Source organism: Bradyrhizobium sp. AZCC 1578 (assembly GCF_036924675.1).
In the GTDB taxonomy this organism is placed as follows: domain Bacteria; phylum Pseudomonadota; class Alphaproteobacteria; order Rhizobiales; family Xanthobacteraceae; genus Bradyrhizobium.
In genome coordinates this window covers 2747491-2769242 of the sequence record NZ_JAZHRZ010000001.1, presented here as the reverse complement: position 1 = coordinate 2769242, position 21752 = coordinate 2747491, and the positions used below count along the sequence as shown (strand labels likewise).

Sequence of the window (21752 nt, the reverse complement as noted above, 5' to 3'; positions counted from 1 at the left end):
TGAAGCGCCTTTTTTCTTGAATAGACCTCTTCGCGCGGTGTTAGTTGCGACATGAGCCGCGCGCCACGATTTCTCGCCATTTTGTTTGCTCTGCTGTGTGGTGCTTTGTCGGCGCGTGCGGCACAGGGTGCGGCGCTTGGGCGCGGTGCCGCTATCACCGATCCCGTGACGTTACGCGGGCTTGATGGTGGAAAACTTCGCCTCGACCGCATGCTCGTGCCGGAGCGGTCGGCGGATATCCCGCTTGCCAATAGCGAATTATTCGCTTTGCCATCGATGGCGACAGTCCGGCATGCGATCGACGGCGAGTTCGATCGCTACATCGCGCGGCATCACGCGAGCCTTTCAAAGGAAACGATCGGCATCGGCGAGGGCTTCGATTTCCAATTGTTCGACCGCACGCTGCTTTATTCACAAGAGACGCGGTTCGTGCTGGCCGGCATCGTCAATCGTATGGACCGCACCTACGCCGCAGAAGCAAGCTGCGGCGAGATACGCCTGATTTACCGCCTGACGCGGGTCAACAAGGCGGCGGGCGACGATGCGTCGCCGCCGCGGCTGCCGATGACGCTGAACCTCGTGCTGAAGGCAAGAGGCGAGGGGGCGGCGATCGCATGCTCCGAAATTGCCAGGCGCTGGCTCGGCGGAGAGCCGTCGGCGAGCGATGGCCCGCTCGATCTGATCGACTATCAGAATATCGATCGCATCGAGACCAATCTCCAGATCGCGCACGCGCCGAAATCCTCGGTTCGCGACTTCCGTACTGATTATCTCCTGAAGGTGTTTCGCTACGACCGGCAAGCGCGCGCGTTCGTGGAATCGCCGATGGAGAACCAGATCGACCGTGCGCGCCTTCTGGCGGACGATGGCCTCAAGCGCGAGTTCAGGGCATGGCTGCTCGATCCCGTCAATCTCGTCGCGTTCGATCGTGGCACCGTGCTGATCCCGGAAAAATTCCTCGCGAGCGGCGCGATTGCGCCAACGCCGGTCGGATTCGATCCGTCGGATCTGGAGCCGGAATTCGGGCTGGTGCATGGAGAGGGCGCCGTGTTCAGCGATGCTGACGTGGTGACGGCGTTAAGGAAGGCCACGGAAGGCGGCGCGAAGCTGCAGAATATCCGCTCGCGTGCCGGGTTCGAGCGGCGGCTCAACGACGTGACCTGTTCCGGCTGCCATCAGACGCGCGGCATCGGTGGCTTTCATTTCCCAGGCGTCGACTGGATGGCTGACAAGCCTTCGAATACAACCGTGGTGCCGGCGTCGCCGCACTTCTTCGGCGACCAGATCCGCCGCCGCGATATTCTCGCGGCGCTGCGCGACGGCGAGCCGCCGGACTATTCGCGCGGATTTGCCAGCCGTCCGCAGTTGCGCGGCAGCACCGAACTTGCCGGCAGCAACTACTACGACGGCTGGGGCGCGCATTGTTATGTGCGAGGCAAGTCAGCCGCCAACGATGACGGAAGTTTTCGCGACTGGACCTGCGCCGAAGGCCTGACCTGTCAAGCCGCCGGCAAGATCTCGCGCATCGGCATGTGCTTCGTCAAAAGCCGGTAGCGATACGCAAGGTCGCTTGACGCACGACTATTTGGCGTAGTGCGTCAGGCGCTTGCCGGGTAGCAGATCATACGCTGATTTCCAGCCGGGCAGTTGCGCCATCCGCGCGAGCCAGGCGTTGATCGCGGGATGGCTCACCGCCCAATCATACCCGGTCTCGTCTGCGGGATAATGCAGATAGGCCATCATGGAAATGTCGGCCACCGTCGGCCGTTCGCCGATGGCGAATGCATTCTTCTGCATGTGTTGTTCGAGAATCGACAGGAAATCGTCGAGGCGCCTGCGGAAATGTTTCAGCACGTGCTCGTCCGGCGACGGCGTGAAGGTTCGGAAATAGCGGTACGTCGCCATGTAACCGGTGAGCTTGTGGTTGTCCCAGAACAGCCAGCGCAGCAATTCGAACTGTTCCTGCTCGGTCTCGCCGTCGAACCGGCCGAATTGCTTTGCCAGCTTGAGTAGGATCGGCGCTGTCTGGGTGAGACGCTCGCCGTCGACCTCGAGCACGGGAATTTCGCCCATCGGATTGACGTCGCGCCGCCATTCCGGCGTGCGCGTGATGCCGCCGCCGAAATCGGTCCATACCGGCTCGAATGTCTGCCCACACAGAGTGAGCATCAGCGCGAGCTTGTAGCTGTTTCCCGACTCCGGGAAGTAATGCAGTCGATATCTGGGCATGGCTTTTCGACCTACGCCACTGCGCCGGCCGAGCGCAGCGATTTGATTGCTGCCTCATCATAGCCGGCGTCACGCAAAATTTCGTCGCTGTGCTCGCCGATGCCGGGCGGCTTGCGCGGCTGGACCTTGCGGCTGCCGTCGACCCAGATCGGACTGTTGATCGTGAGCATGGTGTCATTTTCGAACGGCACCAGTACCTCGTTCTCGATCATCTGCCTGTCATTCGGAATATCGTCGAGGATGCCGACCACGCCGAATACCAGGCCGTTGCCGTCGAGGATCTTGCGCCATTCCGCAAGGTCCTTGGTCACAAAGGTCTCGTCGAAAATCTTGATCAGCTCGATCGACCGCGCATGACGGTCCTTCTTGGTCTCGAAGCGGGGATCGGTGACGAGATCCTCGCGGCCAAGGCAGCGCGCTAGCGTCGGCCATTGCCGGTCCTCGTTGAGCAGGGAGAGGATCAGCCAGCGTCCGTCCTTGCACTGGTAGTGGTTGGTCACCGCGTTCAGCGCGCGCTCGCGCGGACGGCGTTCGCCGAATTTCGCGCCGACCAGTTTTGCTTGCGCCAGCACCGAAGCGGCCCAGACGCCGTTGGCCATCAGGTTGGAGCTGACATGCGATCCCTTGCCGGTGCGCTCGCGCTTGTAGAGCGCTGTGACGATCGCGCCGTAAAATGCCATCGCGCAGGGGTGGTCGCCCATGCCGGCGATCGAGCGCGCCGGCGTCGTATGTTCGTCCGCCCGTACCAAGTCCATCAGGCCGGAGCGCGCCCAATAGGCATTGGAGTCGAAGCCGGGCTTGTTGGCTTCCTCGCCCTTCTCGCCATAGCCGGTGAACGAGGCGTAGATCAGGCGCTCGTTATGGGGTGCCAGATGCTCGTGGGTGATGCCGAGCCGTTGGCGCACCTGCGGCGGGTAGTTGGTGATGAAAACGTCGGCCTGGGCGGCGAGGCGATGCAGCACCGCCTGTCCCTCGGGCTTGGAGAGATCGAGCGCAAGGCTCCGCTTGTTGCGCGCCTCCAGCATCCACGCAAAATTGTACTCGCTATGCGGGTAGCCCGGCAAATTCGGCAGGTTGCGATAGGGATCGCCGGCGCCGGGCGGCTCGATCTTGATCACGTCGGCGCCGAAATCCGACAGCACGGTGGCGGCCGCGGGCGCGGCGATGAAGCTCGCGCAATCCAGAACCTTGAGGCCGTCGAAGATACCCTTTTCCATAGTGCCGCCGCTCCGTGTGGCTTGTTGATTTTTTTCGCAAGTCGGAATTACCGCTAGCGAAAATCTGGAACTCGGATGCCATTTGGCCCATGTGGGGTGGGCGATGCAACTACTCGCCGCCAGACATCAGCGCTGCATTTCCGCCGGCAGCCGCCGTGTTGATGGTCACCGTCTGCTCAGTTGCAAAACGCGCCAGATAATGCGGCCCGCCGGCCTTGGGCCCGGTGCCGGATAGCCCGTGGCCGCCGAACGGCTGCACGCCGACGACGGCGCCGATCATGTTGCGGTTGACGTAGATATTGCCGACCTGCAGGCGCTCGATGGTGTCTTCCACCGTATCGTCGATCCGGGAATGGATGCCGAGCGTCAGTCCGTAGCCGGAGCGCTCGACCGATTGCAGCACCTCGTCGAACCGGTCAGCGCGATAGCGCACCACATGCAGCACTGGGCCGAACACTTCTTCCGTGAGCTGGCCGGCATCGGACAGTTCAAAAATATGCGGTGCGACGTAATTGCCCTGTGGTGCGTGACCCGCAAAGTGCACCCGGGCTTCTTTCTTCATCCGTTCGATATGTGCGTCCAGCCGCTGCTTGGCCTCGGCGTCGATCACCGGTCCGATATGCGTGGCCGGATCGCAGGGGTCGCCGATGACGAGTTCGCGCGCCGCGCCCGCAATCATCTCGATCACGCGGTCGGCGACGTCGTCCTGCAGGAACAACAGCCGCAGTGCCGAGCAGCGCTGGCCGGCGGAGCGGAATGCCGAGGTCACGACGTCGTCGGCGACCTGTTCGGGCAGGGCGGTGGCATCGACGATCATCGCATTGATGCCGCCGGTCTCGGCGATCAGCGGCACGATCGGCCCATCCTTGGCAGCGAGCGCGCGGTTGATCGTGCGCGCCACCTCGGTCGAGCCGGTAAAGACGACGCCGGCGATCTCGGGATGTGCCACCAGCGCGCCGCCGATCCGGCCGTCGCCGGCGATCAGATGCAGCGCTGATGCCGGCACGCCGGCTTCGTGCAACAGCCTGATGGCTTCAGCCGCAATCAGCGGCGTCTGCTCGGCCGGCTTCGCGACGACCGCGTTGCCCGCCATCAATGCCGCCGCGACCTGTCCAAGGAATATCGCCAGCGGAAAATTCCACGGCGAGATCGCGACGAAGACGCCGCGGCCGCGCAGACGGAGCATATTGCTCTCGCCGGTCGGCCCGGGCAGCGGCTTGCCTTCGCCAAACAGCTCGCGTCCCTGCGCCGCATAGTAGCGGCAGAAGTCCACGGCTTCGCGGACCTCCGATACCGAATCGTCCAGCGTCTTGCGGCCCTCTCGTTGCAACAGTGCGATGAAATGCGCCGCGCGGGATTCCAACAGGTCAGCGGCCGTTTTCAGCGCGGCTGCGCGTGTCTTGGCCGGTGTTCTGCTCCAATTCGTGAAGCCGGCGCGTGCGGCCGATACCGCCGCATTCGCCTCCATCTCCGTCGCATCCGCAATGCTTCCGGATGCGGGCAGTCGTTCCGCGGCGATGGTCGAGACGAGTTTGCTCAACGCCGCGCGTTCACCGAATTCGATTCCGCGGGAGTTTTTTCGTTGCGGCCCATAGAGGTCGCGCGGCAGCGGGATATTCGGATGTCTGGCATTATCGGCGCTGCCGACGATATCAGCAGGGCGCCGCAGCAATTGCGAGACCGGCACCGCCTCGTCGGCGGCGAGCGCGACAAAGGATGAATTGGCGCCGTTCTCCAGCAATCGCCGCACCAGATAGGCGAGGAGGTCGCGGTGGCTGCCGACCGGCGCGTAGGTGCGATGAGCGATATCGGGACGGTCTTCGCCTAGCTTTGCGTAGAGGGCCTCGCCCATGCCGTGCAGGCGCTGGAATTCGAATCCGCTCTGCTCCGTTGCCAGTTCGAGGATGGTCGCGACGGTGAGCGCATTGTGGGTGGCGAACTGCGGAAATATCCGTGGTCGCAGCGCCAGCAATTGTTTTGCGCAGGCAACGTAGTTCAGGTCCGTCATCGCCTTGCGGGTGAATACGGGATAGCCGTCGAGCCCGCGTTCCTGTGCGCGCTTGATCTCGGTGTCCCAGTAGGCGCCCTTGACCAGCCGCACCATCATGTTGCGGTCGAGGCTGCGTGCGAGACGATCGACGTAATCGATCACGTCACTGGCCCGTTTCTGATAGGCCTGGATCGCTAGCCCAAATCCGTCCCAGCCCGCAAGCGAGGGATCAGCGAAGGCTGCCGCGATCACGTCGAGCGACAATTCCAGCCGGTCCGCTTCCTCGGCATCAACCGTGAAATTGAGATCATAGGCTTTGGCTTGCCGGGCGAGATCGATCAGCCGCGGAACCAGTTCGTCCATCACCCGCGCTTGGCTCACGGCCTCGAAGCGGGGATGCAACGCGGAGAGCTTGACCGAGATGCCGGGCCGGTCGGGCAGGGGACGGTCATCGGCCGTGCGGCCGATCGCCTCGATGGCACTGGCATAGGAAGTGAAGTAGCGCGCGGCGTCGTCGTCGGTGCGGGCGCCTTCGCCGAGCATGTCGAAGGAGTAGCGTTGCTGGCGCGCGGAATGCGGTTGCGCCCGCGACAGCGCCGCCTCGATGGTCTCGCCGAGCACGAAATGATTGCCCATCAGTCGCATCGCCTGCCGCGTTGCCGCCCGCACCGCGGGCGCGCCCAGCCGCTTGGTCAGCCGCCCGATGGTGCCCTGCGGGGTCTCGCCGGGCTGGATCACGCGGGCCGACATGCCGAGCGCCCACGCCGAGGCGTTGACCAGGAAGGCGCTCGACCTGGTTTCATGATGGATGAAGTCGCCCTGGCCGAGTTTGTCCTCGATGAACTGGTCGGCGGTGCGGGCGTCCGGGACCCGCAACAGCGCTTCCGCCAGCACCATCAGCGCCAGCCCCTCCTTGGTCGACAGCGCGAACTCGCGCAGCATGTCCTCGACCCCGCCGAGAGGATCGTCGTTGGCCCTGATGGCTTTGATCAGCGCAGTCGCTGCGCGATCGATGCGCCGCTCCTGCGCCGCGTCCAGCCGCGCGGCCTGGAGCAGGCGGGTGGCCATTGCGCGGTCATCGGGCGCGTAGGGCGCGCGGAAGGGTGGAAGCGGCGACGGAGGAATCAGCATGGGATTTCTAGCATGGGATTTCTCTTGGCTTCGGCCAGTCTAACGGGGCCGGGATGGGCGGAACAGGCCCGCAAGTCCCCTCAATTGCGCTGGGGATGGCGGCGCCGGCGGAACCGACTGGCGCATGGAAAACACAGCGGCCGGAATTTCGCCGGCCTGATCCACAGATCGCGGGCTTGCTGGTTGGCAGCGAGCGGGAGCCGCGCTAATCGTCAGGCACGCCGTCGCTTGGGAACAGCAGGGATCATGAGAGGTGCCGCTCAGCCGATACAGGGAAGCCGAGCGCGGAATAGCTTCGCGGCCGCGCTTGGCGTGATTCTGGCCGCGCTGTTTGGAGCGCCGCCGGCGAGAGCGGTCGAGATGAGCGCCGAGGTCGCCAATCTCTACAGCTCGGTTTCGATCTATCCGCCTTCAGCCAAATCCATGACCGTATGCTACGGCTTCGTCTGCCGGCGCCGCGAGATCCTCGATTTCACGGCCGGCGACCGCAGCGCGTTGACACAGATCATGCAAGCGGGCCGCGCCTCGGCCGCGGCCGAACGCGCGGCAGTGCAGAGGGCGGTGGTGTGGTTCGATCGCCGCATGGGGCCGATCATCGGCACCAACAAGCGCGTGGCGAAAGCTGACTTCCGCTACTTCGACGACAAGCACAATTACGATTGCTGGGACACCACGCGCAACACCACCAGTCTTTTGCTGGTGCTGCAGGAGTGGGGCCTGTTGAAGCATCACGCGATCGGCGATCCGCGCTATCGCGGTAATACGCTGGTATTGCAGACACCGCACAACACCGCGGTGCTGGTCGATCGCGCCACCAGGGTCGAATGGGTCGTCGATCTCTGGCCGCGCGGCTACCTGCAGCCACCGGACGTGATGACGGTTCAGAAGTGGGTCACGGAAGATTGAGCGGCCGGTTTTTCGCGCAACGATCTAGCCATCGTGCGTGCAGAAGCGGTGCCCGCTCCGCCGAACGCTCACAGTTTTCGAGAAGTTTCTTAAGCCCTACTCCCGGATTTAGGTCCGAGAGTGCGCCGTTGCCGATTGCGCGGTCGCGCTAAACCTTGAGGTTCTCGGCCGAAGTTTTGCCGCGGTTGGCGATCTCTTCGTACTCGACGGTCTGCCCTTCATTGAGTGTCGAAAGACCAGCTTTCTCAACTGCCGAAATATGAACGAACACGTCCTTGCCGCCGCTTGAGGGTTGGATAAACCCGTATCCCTTGGTCGGGTTGAACCACTTCACCGTACCTTTAGCCATTCACGTCGTCTCCGCGGAATCAAAAAAATAAACGAGCTGCCGGTCCCCGCACTAACCGGCATGCCCGAGGCATGAGGATACGCGGGTTGGGGCAGGCTGGGTAGCGTAAACGGACCGGCCGTTTCGGCAAAAATGCCCCCATTCCCAGCCGATTCCGGCCGTTTTGAGGGTTTCCGGTCCATTTGACGCGGCCGGGCGGCCGGCAATTCCAATTTTTGGCGGGTGGATCGATCCGCTGCGTTGACGCCATTCTTTCGCCTGGAGGGTGGCGGCGGCGAGCCTTCAGCATGGCCGCGCCGCGCTTGGGCATAGCCGCGCCGCGTTCGCCGACACTTTTCTGAACGATTATTCATGCGCCTCGAACCACCATTGCCGGCGTGATTTCACGCGGCGGCGCTTTGCTCTTCGTTAGCCAGCGCCGGCAGCATCCGCGCATCTGTCACGCTGCGTACGATCATCGGCTCGTTGCGTCCGCGGATCTCGACTTCATGCTGCGGCAATGCATCGGCGGCGAGGCCAGCGGTAGCGCGAACTTCGTCCGAGATGACGACTTCGCATGCAAGGCTCTTGGTCATGTCCTGCAGGCGCGCCGCGACGTTGACGGCGTCGCCGAGCGCGGTGAACACCATGTGATCGCGGTAGCCGATATCACCGACGATCACTTCGCCGCCGTTGATGCCGATGCCGAAGCGGATCGGTTCGCGCAAATCATGTTCGAGAAATTTATTCAATTCGTCGATGTTGGCGGCGATCATCGCCGCCGCGTGCAACGCCTGGCGGCAGGCTTCTTGCCGGCTGGTCGAAAGCCCGAACAGCGCCAGCATGCCGTCGCCGACGAACTGGTTCGGCATGCCGCCACTCGCGATCACCGCCTGCGAAACCGCGCCGAGAAACCGGTTGACGATAAAGACGGTGTCGAACGGCAGGCGCTTTTCCGCAAGCTTGGTCGAGCCGCGCATGTCCACGAACAGGCTGACGAGATAGCGCTCCTGACCAATCCGCGTCGGGTGCGACTCGTGACCGTCGGCGGAGGTGTGCGGCAGGAAGAGTTGAAAGAATGAGAGATCGGATGGCGGCCGCAACTGACAGGCGAGGCGGATGGATGGATCCGAGGTGCCGACCCGGCCAAGCACGAACGCCTCGCGCTGCGACGGCTCTGGCAGCGCAGAGCAGTCGCCGATGATGCGGATGCGGCAGGTCGAGCAGCGGGCGCGGCCGCCGCAGACGCTGGCATGCGGCACGTTGTTGCGCAGGCTCGCCTCGAGTACGCTCAGGCCCTTCGGCACGCGGACGGTGCGCCCGTTGCCGTAGGACAGGCTGATCATGCCGCGGCGGCGCTCGTTGATGGCGCGCACGCCTCTCGCCACCAGCGCGATGCCGATCAGGCCGAAATAGCCGAACAGGAAATAGTCGGTGATGCGATCGAGCGCCTGCGCCTCGGCCCGCGTGCCGATCTGGCGCTCCGACTGGGTTTCCGCCCGCCATTCCACGCTGTCATTGTCAATCACCATGCGCCCGCTCTGATAGAAGCCGAGCATGGAAAGCGTCGGAATAAGTACCGCCGCGGCGAGCAGCAACGGGGCTGCGCGCTTGTAGAACGCCCGCATCCGCAGCCACAGACACAGCCCGATGCAGCCATGCACCCAAGCGATGGTCATGACCGCGAGCATCATCCAGATCCGCCACGGCGCCCAGATCCAGTACAGGAACAGGATCTGCGGATAGAGTTTCTCATGTCCGTAGAGCGTCTGGCCGAGCCGGACGCCGATGATATGGGCGATGATCAGCATCGGCACGCTGAGGCCGAGTGCAAGCTGCAGCGGCTCGATCGCCTTCCAGCGGAATTGCCGGCGTTCATACAATGCCCAGATGCCGAGCGCGGTGTGCACCAGGCATGCCGCGTAGAACAGGACCGTGACCGGCAGGAACTGCCAGAACGACGTGTGGAGATAGACGCCGGTCGCCAGCGCCTCGAGCGAGATGTTGCCGAGCGCATGGTTGAGGAAATGGCTGACCAGATAGGCGAACAAAATCACCCCGGTGACAAGGCGGACCTGCCGCAGGCTGATGCCGCGGAGGAAGGTCGTTATCTGGTCTCGGGAGAAGGCGGCCATGCGATCCATAGGGGTCAATATTGGGCAATGGTAGCGACTAATTCATACGGTGAATACCACTCGCCGTCGTCCCTGCGACCCGTCTTCGCCAAGGCTTCGCCGGGGTTTGACGTTGGGCTCGCCGAAGCTTTAGCGAAGGCGGCACGCAGGAACCCATACTCCGCGGCCTTTCGGTGGGGCTGTGGCCCATGCGGTTTTCCTTATCATGATCGGTGGTTATGGGTCCCTGCGTTCGCAGGGACGACGATCAACTTTTTTCCGCCGCGGCTCGTTGACACTCCCGGCACAGTCGAGGAAAAGCGCGCCGTGACCATCGCCCCGCCCAATAACAGCCAAGCCAAACCGGACCGTCCTTCCACGCCGCCCTGGCTTGCCGTGGCGTTGCTGATCGCCGCGTTGACGGCGATGCGGCTGGTCTACGCGAGTGTGCTCGATCTGCGCACCGACGAGGCCTATTACTGGACCTGGTCGAAGGAGAGCGCGCTCGCTTTTCTCGATCATCCGCCCGGCATCGCCTGGCTGATCCGGTTCGGCACCGCGATCTTCGGCGACACCAATCTCGGCGTGCGTTTCGGCGGCATCGTCGCGATGCTGGTCACGCAGCTCCTGCTCGCCGACATCGTCCGGCGCGTGACGCATGATGTTCGCGCCGTGATCTTCGCCATGCTGTTGCCGGAAGCAGCGCTGTATTACGGGCTGCTGATGGCGAAGGTCGCGCCCGACACCGCGATGATCCCGTTTGCGGTCGCCATGCTGTGGGCGCTGGTGCGGCTCAACGAGAGCGGCAACCCGCGCTGGTGGCTTGCCGCGGGACTGTTCGCAGGGTTTGCGCTGCTGTCGAAATTCACCGCGATCATGCTGCTGCCGGCGATCGCTGCGTTCGCACTGGTACCGGACTGGCGCCGCCGCTGGCTGCTCAGCCCATATCCTTGGGCAGCGGCGCTGATTGCGGTGATCGTGTTTTCGCCGGTCTTGATCTGGAACGCGCAGCACGACTGGGCCTCGTTCCGCTTCCAGTTCGTGCGCGCGGTCGCGACCCATCAATTGTCGCTGCGCACCGTCGGCGAATTCATCGGCCTGCAGTTCGGGCTCGTCGGCTTCGTGCTGCTGCCGGTGGTGCTGTCCGGCGTCACGCTGACGGCCTGGCGCGGTTACCGCACGCGCGAGCCGGTCGCGATCCTGCTGTCGACCGCCGTGCTGGTGCCGTTCCTCTATTTCCTCTGGAAGTCGCTGATGCTCCGCGTCGGCGACACCTGGCCGATGTTCCTGTGGCCCGCCGGCTTTGCCGCGACCGCCATCAACCTCGTCATGCTGCCGCGCGAGGGCTTTTCGGAGTGGATGGTCCAATCGACGTTCCGGTGGGCGAGGGTGGCGGTGATCTCCGGCATCGCTTTCGTGGTAGGCGTGTTCTTCTATTATATCGCGGCGCCCTGGAATTTTATCGGCAGGACCGATCCGATCGGTGGCGAGGCCGGCTATGAGCAGGTCGCGGCGCGCGCGCGGGACCAGTTGCGAGAGACCGGTGCGAGCTGGATCGCGACGTCGGATTATCGCACCTATGCAATGTTGCGCTGGTATTTCAAAGGGCAGGTGCCGGTCATCCAGATCAACGAGCGCGGACGGTTTCAAGGCTTTCGCGATCCCGGCATGAACCTGATCAAGGATCATCCCGGCCTCTACGTCGCCCGTGAGCCGGACCATCGCCTGCCGCTCTGGAATCTCACCACCGCGAAGCGGCAGCCGCTGGAGCGGGTCGAGCGCGTCTGGCGCGGGATGGTGATGGATACCTACGCGCTGGAAAAATTGACGGGCTGGACCCCCGAACTCTCGCCGCCGCCGGATTCGCCGCTGTTCCGCTGGCGTGTGCTGGCGGGGCGCGAGGCGCATGACAATCGCCTTTCGTGAGGTCGTCATCCCCCGCGCATGCGGGGGGCCAGTACGCCGTGGCCTTTCCACGTCATTGCGAGCGAAGCGAAGCAATCCATCTTTCCGCGTATGAGGTGGCAATGGATTGCTTCGCTTCGCTCGCAATGACGTGTGGCTACAGTTTCGCATTCTCGCGACATGTTTAGCCCGAGGTTTGCATCTTCTTTTCCCGCCCTCTCATTCAGAGGGCGCAGGGAAGACCGGGTGCTTGCCGCACCCGCGGTCTCGTGTGCAAGTGCGCAAAGCAAAAACGCACACGAGCATACAGGTACAGCGGGAGCATCCCGGCCTTCCCTGCGCAATGGCTTTACGGCTTACTTCGCGCTCTTCCCGGAGAACGGCTCTTTTGCCTCCGTCGTCGGCGGGACACTTCCCGCAGACTTAACGCCAGCACCGCGGCGCCCGAACCACACGACTTCGCCGTACGCTTCCTGCGCCTACGTCTTGCGCATTCCGCGTCCATCGCATCTCACCGCACGTTCGTGACGATCGCGAGCGCCCCTCAATGGGTGAGACGGGCGCAGTTATGCAGATGATTTGCCCGTGATGTTAAGCGGAATATTTTTGATTCCTGGGCTTGACACGATTTCTGAAAATCAGAAGTGATTTGCCTGTCGTGCCAATTGGTCGCAGCCGCGCATTGAATTTTCGCTTGGGCGCGCCGCAAATCAGCTCGCGGATCGTAGGGTGGCAAAACGCAAGCGTGGCCACCATCACGAAGCGTGCTCGATGACAGATGGTGGGCACGGCGCTATCGCGCCTTTGCCCCCTACGGACCACGCAACCCTGTGGCTACGGGACCCTGCTTTCGCAGGGACAAGAAGGTGGGCTAACAGGCGACCTACCGGCAAGGAAACGTTTTGAGCGGATGTAAACCAGTTCACATACCGCAAAGCGTCACTGCAGTATTCTTTGAGCCGATATCGCGTCGGTTCCGCAGCCGCTTTGAAGCAGCGCGCTGTTCTCAACATAGCCGTTCGAGAACTCAGATTGCAGTGAGACCCAAACGCTTCGCTTTTGCATAGCAAGCTTGCCCCCGCTGCGAACCACTTCGCGCGGACGATACTGAAGGAATTGTAAGATTGCATTGCCGCGCATAATAGCATGCGCAAGTAGGTCGCTATGGACCGAACTGCTGGCAAGGAAAGCGGTTACCAGGCTACACAAAGTGGCGGTATCCTCATTATTGCTATGCTTTGCACCGCGTGCATCGTCCTCTTCGCGAGCGAAGCCAGTGCTCGATGTACGGCGCGAGACGTCCTTCAGAACCGCTTGACGCTCAAGCCAGCTCCCTCAGCTAAAACTCCGCCAGTTCTAGTCAAATCCGCCTTCGCCGCTCCTGTGTGGAAAACGATCACGATAGGGACGTTTGCAAATTCGTTTGCCCTCCTTAACGCATTGGATGCAGCAGGCTGTGGCATCGGAGGCTTGGCTGGGGAAATTCTCGCTCGACCGGCCTTTACCGTCGGCACTACGAAAACAAACGTGGAGCTTTTTGCGGTGTCGGCGGCCGAACTCGGCTTTCAGACCGATACTGCACCGCTGGCAGACATTTATGCGCGCGCTCAGCAATTAGGTTTCGGACTTGCGGCGACAGAGGTCGCTCCGCAACTAAGGCTCCAATATTTTGACCAGCCGATGGGGGAGTTTGTCATCGGAATGGAGCCGATCAAAACGTGGACGGGCGAACCTGTCATTCTAACCGTGGCTAATGGCGGAGCGGGATTAGTCCTCATCGGCCGAGATGGTAGCGCCGACGCAGAAATACCTGTGGCGTCCCGCTTTTTGTTTCCAATGAAGCTGCGTTGGCGAAGGCGGTCCATGGGAGTCAATGAGGCCGCAGCGCTCGCCACCACTCAGTTCCTGAAACCGAACGCGTCGGGCGAATAGTTTCTAACTCGAGGCGTCAAATACAAAAATGTGCGACCGAGCGCCAGCCGACATGGGAAAAGGATAGCGATCATGGAATCATTTCTGCGTAAGCCACTCAGAGCGGCTTATCATTGCAGCTTAGCGCTTTTGGGTCTGACGTGTTTGCTTAGCACGGCCGATGCTCGTCCGCTGTTGGTATCGGAGCAATTTTCCGGTCCTTGGCTAGAGGTTACGCAAGAGATCCGGGATGTTCTCACACTAAACAAAGTCTCTGCCTGCAGTCAGGCCGCGGGACGCGAATCGTCGCGAAATCCCGGCGAGTATCTCTTGTACTGCACATCGGACGAGAAGCTTTGGACAAGCTGGCGCGTACAATCCGCGGCGCGCACGGTTCGAGGTCCGGGCAGGCTCTTCCCAGGTATCCCACTGCCGGATGGATACTAGGCCTAATCAGGCGGTCGCTGTGTCGAGTGCGGCTTGCACCTGCTCAGCATTGAGATTCGAAGTCCGCTCCGGGTCGTAAGCAGCGATGGAGGCGAGCGCGGACCGATGTCCGGTTTAGCGCTGACAACCAACCTCACCACGGCTTAAGGGCTGTTGGGCTAGGGGCCAGAAGCTGCCCTTCGCTGCAATCAGCTCGTGGTATTTCCCCGTGCCCTCCCGGCCATTTTGCAGTAGGCTTAAGATACCTGGTGCTCTGAAGTCGAGAGCCGGGAGGCGCCCATGGACGTCGCGGCCTGGCTGTGTGGTTTGGGGCTGGGACAGTACGAACAGGCGTTCCGGGAGAACGACATCGACGCCGAGGTCCTCATGGACCTCACGGCCGAGGATCTGATCGGGCTCGGCGTCGCTTCGATCGGCCATCGCCGTAAGCTGCTCGCCGCCATTGCCAACCTGCGCGCCGGGTCGATTTCGGCGACCACCCCTGCCACGGCCCCGCCTGCCACTGTCTCCGGGAAGGCCTTGCTTGTACCCGAGGCCGAGCGCCGCCAGCTCACCGTAATGTTTGTCGACCTGGTCGACTCGACCGCGCTCGCGGCGCGGCTTGATCCGGAGGAGATGGCCGAAGTCCTGCGGACCTATCAGAGCGCAGTGGCGGGCGCGATCGCGCGGTTCGAAGGGCACGTGGCGAAGTACATGGGGGATGGTGTGCTGGCCTATTTCGGCTATCCGCGCGCCCACGAGAATGAGGCCGAACGCGCGGTGCGGGCCGGTCTTGCCGCGGTCGCAGCAGTGCACAGCCTGGTATCGGTGCATGGCGAGATGCTGGCGTCCCGTGTCGGCATCGCGACCGGCCCGGTGGTTGTTGGCGAGTTGATCGGCGAAGGTGCGGCCCGCGAGGAGACCGTGGTCGGCGACACGCCCAACCTCGCGGCACGCCTGCAAACCCTGGCCGAGCCGGACACGGTCGCGATCTCCGCCCGCACCCGGGAGCTCATTGGCGGGCTGTTCGAGCTCGCCGAGCTCGGCCCGCAAATCTTGAAGGGATTTCCTGTTCCGGTGCGGGCGTGGCGCGTGGTCGGGGAAGGCGCCGCCGAGAGCCGGTTCGAGGCGTTGCATGGGGCCGACCTGACGCCGCTGGTCGGTCGCGAGAATGAGATCGGCCTGCTGCTCGAGCACTGGGAACGGGCCAAGGAGGGTGAGGGCCAGGTGGTGCTGCTCGGGGGCGAGCCTGGCATCGGCAAGTCGCGCCTCGTGCGGGCGCTGCGCGGGCGACTTGAAAATGAGCCGCATACGCCCCTGAGCCACTACTGCTCACCGCACCATCAGACCAGCCCGCTTTATCCGGTGATCGGGCATTTGGAGCGGGCGGCGGGCTTCGCCGCGGACGATCCCGCCGCAACGAGGCTCGACAAGCTCGAGGCGCTGCTTGCGCTCTCGACCGATCATGTCGCCGCGGTAGCCCCACTGCTCGCGGCATTGCTGTCGGTCGAGACGGCCGCGCGCTACCCACCGCTCGACATGAGCCCGCATCGGCAGAAGGAGCGAACGCTCGAGGAGCTGGTCAATCAGGTGCTCGGCCTCGCCACGCGCCGGCCGGTCCTCGCCCTGTATGAGGACGTGCACTGGGCCGATCCCACCTCGCTCGAGCTGCTCGATCTCATGGTCGACCGGGTGCAAGGTGCCCCCGTGCTCGTCCTCATCACCTTCCGGCCCGAGTTCGAGCCGCCCTGGATGCGCTATGCCCATGTCACCGCGCTGGCCCTCAGCCGGTTAAGCCGCCGGCAGGGTGCGGCCATGGTCGCGCGGCTGAGCGGCGGCAAGGCGCTACCGCCTGCTGTGCTCGACCAGATCGTCGCCAAGACGGACGGCGTGCCGCTATTCGTCGAGGAGCTGACGCGGACCGTGCTGGAGGCCAATCTGCTCCGGGATGAAGGGGACCACTATGCGCTCGCGGGGCCGCTGCCGCCGATGGCGATCCCGACCACGCTCCAGGAGTCGCTGCTGGCCCGGCTCGACCGGCTGGCCCCCGCCCGTGAGGTGGCCCAGGTCGCGGCCGCGATTGGCCGGGAATTCTCGCACGAACTGCTTGCGATCACGGCGGCGCTGCCGGAGAGCGAACTGCACATGGCGTTAGACGACCTCGTCGGCTCGGGCTTGGTGTTCCGGCGCGGGACGCCGCCTCAGGCGACCTACAGTTTCAAACACGCGCTGGTGCAGGACGCGGCCTATGCGACCCTGGTGCGCGCGAAGCGGCAGCGCTTGCAGGCCCGGATCGCCGCCGCGATCGAGCAGCATTTTCCGGAGACCGTGCAGGCGCAGCCCGAGCTCCTGGCCCACCATTTCACTGCGGCCGGGCTGGCCGAACCGGCGATCGACTATTGGCTGAGGGCAGGACAGCGAGCCATCGCCCGCTCGGCTATGACCGAAGCGCTTGCACAGTTGCGGAGCGGCTTGGACCTGCTGGCGGGCCTGCCTGAGGCGGATCGGAAGCGGCGAGAACTCGACCTGCAGGTGGCGTTGGGCGTGGCGCTGATGGCTACGCAAGGCTGGTCGGCGCCCGACGCCGGACGGGCCAACGCGCGTGCTCGCGAGCTCTGTGAGCAGATCGGAGCCACCGCCCAGCTGTGGCCCCTACTCTACGGTCAATGGGTGTTCCACGGCGTGCGCGCCGAGCACAAAGCGGCACGCGACGTGGCAGACGAGTTTTTGCGTCGGGCGCAGGACCATCAGGAAACTTCCGCAACCGTGATGGCCCACCGCGTCAGTGGGACCGGTGCCTTTTGGCGCGGCGAGGTGACGGCTGCCCGTATCCATCTGGAGCGGACGCTCGCCCTCTATGACCCGGAGCAGCATCGCTCGCTCGCCTTCCTCTACGTGCAGGATCCGCGGGTGGCGGCGCTGTCGGCGCTATCATGGACGTTGTTTGCGCTAGGCTGTCCGGAGCAGGCACGCGCACACAGCCAAGAGGCGCTCGGTGCCGCCCGCGAGCTCGCTCACCTCAATACACTCGCATACGCCCTCTTGTATGCGTGTTTCTTCGAGCAATATCGCGGAGCGTGGCGCGAGGCAAAGGACCGAGCGGAGGCATTAGTGGAACTTTCGACGGACCAGGGCTTCCCGCATTTTCTCGCGCCGGCGATAGTGATCCGGGGCTGGGCTCTGACTCAGTCAGGAGAGGTGCAGACAGGGCTCACGCAGATTCGGCAGGGCATTCCCGCCTGGCGTGCTACCGGGGCCGGGCTCTACGAGCCGTATTTCCTTGGCCTGCAGGCCGAGGCGCACGGCCGTTCCGGCGCAACGGAGGAAGGTTTGGATCTGGTCGCAAAGGCGCTGGAGCGCGCGGAAGAAACCGCCGAGGGGTGGTTCGAGGCCGAACTCCATCGGATCATGGGTGAGCTGATGCTGCGGTTGCCGAAGCCCGATCCGATCTCCGCGGAAGCACGGTTCGGGCATGCGGCGGCAACCGCGCGCCGGCAAGGCGCCAAGCTGTGGGAGTTGCGCGCGGCGACATGCCTTGCACGATTGTGGAGAGAACAGGGTCGGCGCGGTGAGGCTCACGACTTGCTCTCCCGGCTCTACAGCCAGTTCACTGAGGGCTTTGGGACACCTGATCTGCAGGCTGCCAGCGCAATACTTCGAGAGACGACTGCCAGCTCCGAGAAGATGGATCCCAAACACCAGCAGTGAATGGCGGCATACGGGCATGGCAGGTCTTTAGGCCAGGTCGCCTGCACGGGATCTCGCCGATTTTCAGTCGTGGCATGAAGCCGCCCGCGTTTGACGTCTGCTTCGGGCCACTTTCGGGCATCGACGCGCGCAGCAATATGGCCTGCTTTGCCCCTAAGTACGGACTCGCAGGCTAGCCGGTCATGTCCGATAGGTACCAAAACCGGAACGGTTATGCCGGCATGGGCGGAAGCCCAGGGCCTGGAAAGCCGACGGGGAACCTTCACCTAACCGTCTTGGGGCGTTGGGTGTACGATAGTGATTTAGAGATGACTCAACGCAACTGACTCGCTAGGATTTCGTGGACGACAATCTCGCCTATACCAAAGCACCGGAGTAGCAATTTTGGCGTCGTGAGGAGCAGTGCAAATGAGTTTCATCCGTTCGGACGAACATTCCGCGCCCCATAGTCCAGACGATCCTTTGTACTACGCGCCGCGCGCGGTGCGCAGTGAAGCGGCCCATCGATCTAACGCGACACAGACGAGATCGGACCATTTGCCTCCCACTTCCTCTCGGTCTCGTTTTGATGAGATGCGTGAGGAAGCCTTCGCCAAATCCAACCGGCATCCGCTGGAGTTGCAGTTCGCTCAGGAACGCCGTCCACGACCCGCGCTGTTTGCCATTGCGGGTGGAGTTGCCGCAGCAATCGGTGTCGCTGTGGTCGTGGCGCTCATCTTTTCTAACGTAGTTCCAAAGCTAGAACGCGATCGCTCGGAGCTCGCTGTTTCCATTTCCACTCCCGCATTGGCTACACCGGCTCAAACGACGCCCAAAGACTCCCAAGAGCTGCTGCACGGCTTCATGCAGTTTCAACAATCACAAGAAAGCAATAGCGCGGAACGTGCTGTTTCCGAACCCGCCTCCGCTGGAACGGCTAAAGCACCCGAAAAATCCGAAGCTCTGCTTGAGAAATTCATCCAGTGGGAGCAACGAAAATAGCGTCAAGGAACTGGACGCGCGACCAAGCCACTTCCGAAAATTGCGTTGCTCGATATAGGACGGATAGAAAGTAACTGCCGCGGGGCTCGCGGTATTCATAGGTGACATCGATCTGATGGTACGGACCCCCGCGTCAGACACCGCTCGTCGCGCCCGGAATGACGGTGAGAGCAGATGCCGTGGCGATTAGCTTACGCCTCATCTTCGCGCTTGCTCAAAAGGTCCTTGGCGAGATCGGAGAGCGCAGGCCGCGGTAATGCCGTGAACGGCAGCGGGCGCGTCACATCGATCGCGGCCAATCCCAGCCTTGCCGTCAGCAGGCCGTTGAGCACGCCCTCGCCGAGCCGTTGCGAGAGCTTTGCCGCGATACCGTGGCCGAGCATCTGCTGCACCAGGCTGTCGCCCACCGCCATGCCGCCGGTGATGGCGAGATGGCCGATGATTTGGCGCAACAGGCTGATCATGCCGAGCGTGCCGGGGCGGCCGCCATAGAGCCGCGCCAGTTGCCGGATCAAGCGCATCGCGGCGACGAACACGAACAGCACGTCGATCAGCGCGCGTGGGCTCACCGCGGTCACGACCGAAACGCGCTGCGCGGCCGTTGAAACCAGCCGGCGCGCCTCCTCATCCAGCGGCGCCATCAGTTCGCGCTCGGCAAGCTTGATCATGTCGGCGCCATCGATGATGTCGTCGGCGTGGCTGGCAAGCGTGGCGCGGGCGCGCGCCAGTTGCGGGTTTTGATGCGCGAGCTTGAGGAGTTCGTTGACGACGGCGCGGCTCTCGGCGCGGTCGTCGCTGCGCAGCACTTCAGTGGCGCGCTGGTGCAGCTTTTCGATCGCCGCCAGCCGCGCCAGCCCGAACGCCTCGCGCGCGATGACGACGGTCAGCGCCAGTCCGGCCGCCGCCGCAAATGCCAGCGCGACGTAGCCCAATGTCTGGCTGCGCGCGAACAGGTCCTCGATCAGGTTGACGACGCCGAGCCCTGTGCCGAGCAGCACCAGCCCGCCGATAGCCGACCAGAACAGCGCGCCCCAGCGAAAGCCGCGGCGCATCGGGACCCTCGGTGCATCGAGTGGAACGGGCAACAGCGCCGGATCCGCCTCCGGTGTGATCTGCACCGTGCCGCGGGCAGGGCGGCCGGTGTCGTCCGGGTCTATCACGATGACGCCGGGATCGCCGAGCTTGAACGTCGCCGGTCGCCGATGCGGCGTTTTCTCGCTCATTGCAGTCGGTCTCCGATCAGGAACTGAAGGGCGCGGTCGAGGCGGATGTGAGGCAGCGCGGGCTCGTCCTTGCCGGTGCGCTCCAGCAGCGGCGGCCGGAAGCGCAGGAAGCGGAAATCGGCGCTGTCGGACGGCATGCTGGAAAGGCCGCGAAAGCCGCCCTTGAACAGCTCTTCGGGATCGGCGGGGAGATCACCCGGAAAGGTCGCCACTTCGGTCTCGCCATCGAAGGCCTCGCCATTGGCGGCCTCGCCGGGCGCGGGCGTGCCGAGGATCGACGGCAGCTTCTCCCGGCCGCGCGTAACCATTGCCTCGCGCGTGGCGCGTACCGCTGATAGCGCGACCACATCGATGGCGGCGCCGGCATATTCGGCGCGGTCGGCTGCCTTGGCGGCGGCCCGCCGTAGCACGGCTTCGAGCCGGTCGTGGCTGGAATGGTGCAGATGATCGGCCTTGGTGGCGGCAAACAGAATCCGGTCGATCCGCGGACGAAACAAGCTGCTGAGGATGGTGCTGCGACCGATCCGGAAGCAATCGAGAATCCCGGCAAGCGCGGCTTCGAGATCGTGCAGCGCCTCGGGCCCGGCATTGAAGGCCGCGAGCGCATCGACCAGCACGATCTGGCGGTCGAGCCGCGCAAAATGATCGCGGAAGAACGGGCGCACCACGACGTCCTTGTAGGCTTCATAGCGCCGCCGCATCATCGCCCACAGCGAACCGTCGGGCGCGGCGCCATCGATGGGCACGTCGAGCGGGGCGAAGGTCAGCGCCGGCGATCCTGCGAGGTTGCCCGGCATCAGGAAACGTCCGGGCGGCAGCAGGCTCATGGCAAACCGTTCGTCGCGGCAGGCGCGCAAATAATCGGTGAAAAGTCTTGCAGCGGCGAGCGTCGCCTGCTCGTTCTCGCGGCTCTCGGGTTGAAGCGCCTTCAGATGCGCGTGCCAGGGCGCGGCGAGTGTTGCCCGCGGGCCTTCGCGCGACAGCGCAAGACTCTCGGCCGACCATTGCTCGAAACTCCTGTTGAGCAGCGGTAAATCGAGCAGCCATTCGCCGGGGTAATCGACGATGTCGATGGTGAGCGTGCGGTCCGCGCCGTTCTGCCGCTGGTAATCGATGACGAGGCGCAATTCAGAGATGTCAGTGGTCGAGTTCGGCCAGCGCCGCTGCTCGATGAGGGTGCGGACGTGGTTTTCATAGTCGAAGCGCGGCACCGCGTCGTCCGGCTGCGGCGCGAGCCGGGCGCCTGCGATCCGGCCCGAGGCGTAGGGTTCGAACACCGGAAACCGGCCGCCGCGGGTCAGGCCGTGGATCAGCGCCGTGATGAACACGGTCTTGCCGGCGCGCGACAGGCCGGTGACGCCGAGCCGCACGGTGGGATTGAAAAAGCTGTCGCCGTAGTCCAGCAGCGCCCGCGCCGACAGGCGCGCTTCCTCGACGATATCTGAAAAACTGGGGGCCATGCGGGGCGGAAAGCTCGAGAGGGGCGTTGGTGTGCAATTACCGGAGAAGTGGCGATTGGCGGACCGAAATCAAGCGCTTGTGATCGTCTGACGAGCGAATCCGCTCGGGATATCCGGCGGTTACCGGCTGCACGAAAATGCCACGGCGACGGGATACTGGCATCGTCAGCGAAAGCGCATGGCGACGGCCCTGGAGCCGGCGGCGTGAACGGTTCGTTGACCT

At 63.7% G+C, this 21752-nt stretch carries 13 protein-coding genes; 6 read left to right on the top strand and 7 right to left on the bottom strand.

Annotation, left to right across the window (positions count from 1 at the left end):
• The first annotated feature begins 51 nt into the window (after positions 1 to 51).
• Complete coding sequence (locus V1290_RS13310) at positions 52 to 1554, top strand: hypothetical protein (protein ID WP_334364819.1); 1503 nt, start codon at positions 52 to 54, stop codon at positions 1552 to 1554.
• A 27-nt stretch (positions 1555 to 1581) separates the two neighbouring features.
• Here the strand turns inward: V1290_RS13310 and V1290_RS13305 are convergent, their stop codons facing one another.
• The 3 genes from V1290_RS13305 to putA form a co-directional block, all read right to left on the bottom strand.
• Positions 1582 to 2229: a glutathione S-transferase family protein gene (locus V1290_RS13305; RefSeq protein ID WP_334364818.1), complete on the bottom strand. Its 648-nt coding sequence runs from the start codon at positions 2227 to 2229 to the stop codon at positions 1582 to 1584.
• Positions 2230 to 2240: 11 nt separating this feature from the next.
• Entirely contained in the window at positions 2241 to 3446 is a 1206-nt protein-coding gene (locus V1290_RS13300) for a CaiB/BaiF CoA transferase family protein (protein ID WP_334364817.1), read from the bottom strand.
• 109 nt (positions 3447 to 3555) lie between these two features.
• Positions 3556 to 6567: a bifunctional proline dehydrogenase/L-glutamate gamma-semialdehyde dehydrogenase PutA gene (gene putA / locus V1290_RS13295; protein WP_334364816.1), complete on the bottom strand. Its 3012-nt coding sequence runs from the start codon at positions 6565 to 6567 to the stop codon at positions 3556 to 3558.
• A gap of 246 nt (positions 6568 to 6813) precedes the next feature.
• On the opposite strand from putA, the gene V1290_RS13290 reads away from it, so the two are divergent.
• Complete coding sequence (locus V1290_RS13290) at positions 6814 to 7473, top strand: hypothetical protein (protein ID WP_442894119.1); 660 nt, start codon at positions 6814 to 6816, stop codon at positions 7471 to 7473.
• A gap of 148 nt (positions 7474 to 7621) precedes the next feature.
• Here the strand turns inward: V1290_RS13290 and V1290_RS13285 are convergent, their stop codons facing one another.
• Both V1290_RS13285 and V1290_RS13280 read right to left on the bottom strand, forming a co-directional pair.
• Positions 7622 to 7822, bottom strand: a complete 201-nt coding sequence (locus V1290_RS13285; protein WP_028351035.1) for a cold-shock protein — start codon at positions 7820 to 7822, stop codon at positions 7622 to 7624.
• 383 nt (positions 7823 to 8205) lie between these two features.
• Positions 8206 to 9936 (bottom strand): adenylate/guanylate cyclase domain-containing protein, encoded by a 1731-nt coding sequence (locus V1290_RS13280; protein ID WP_334364815.1) that lies wholly within the window; start codon positions 9934 to 9936, stop codon positions 8206 to 8208.
• A 405-nt stretch (positions 9937 to 10341) separates the two neighbouring features.
• Between V1290_RS13280 and V1290_RS13275 the strand changes: the two genes are divergently transcribed.
• The 4 genes from V1290_RS13275 to V1290_RS13260 all read left to right on the top strand — a co-directional run bounded on the left by V1290_RS13275 (position 10342) and on the right by V1290_RS13260 (position 18846).
• Positions 10342 to 11841: a glycosyltransferase family 39 protein gene (locus V1290_RS13275; protein ID WP_334369013.1), complete on the top strand. Its 1500-nt coding sequence runs from the start codon at positions 10342 to 10344 to the stop codon at positions 11839 to 11841.
• A gap of 1143 nt (positions 11842 to 12984) precedes the next feature.
• Entirely contained in the window at positions 12985 to 13752 is a 768-nt protein-coding gene (locus V1290_RS13270; RefSeq protein ID WP_334364814.1) for a hypothetical protein, read from the top strand.
• Between the two features lie 705 nt (positions 13753 to 14457).
• Entirely contained in the window at positions 14458 to 17865 is a 3408-nt protein-coding gene (locus V1290_RS13265; RefSeq protein WP_334364813.1) for an adenylate/guanylate cyclase domain-containing protein, read from the top strand.
• Between the two features lie 408 nt (positions 17866 to 18273).
• A complete protein-coding gene (locus V1290_RS13260) occupies positions 18274 to 18846 on the top strand; it encodes a hypothetical protein (protein WP_334364812.1) in 573 nt (190 codons plus the stop codon).
• A 191-nt stretch (positions 18847 to 19037) separates the two neighbouring features.
• Here V1290_RS13260 and V1290_RS13255 read toward each other — a convergent pair whose 3' ends face one another.
• Entirely contained in the window at positions 19038 to 20069 is a 1032-nt protein-coding gene (locus V1290_RS13255) for a YcjF family protein (protein WP_334364811.1), read from the bottom strand.
• Positions 20066 to 21529 carry a YcjX family protein gene (locus V1290_RS13250; RefSeq protein WP_334364810.1) on the bottom strand — a complete coding sequence of 488 codons (1464 nt, stop codon included), beginning with the start codon at positions 21527 to 21529 and terminating at the stop codon, positions 20066 to 20068. Before V1290_RS13250 ends, V1290_RS13255 begins: the two co-directional genes overlap by 4 nt.
• Positions 21530 to 21752: the final 223 nt, after the last annotated feature.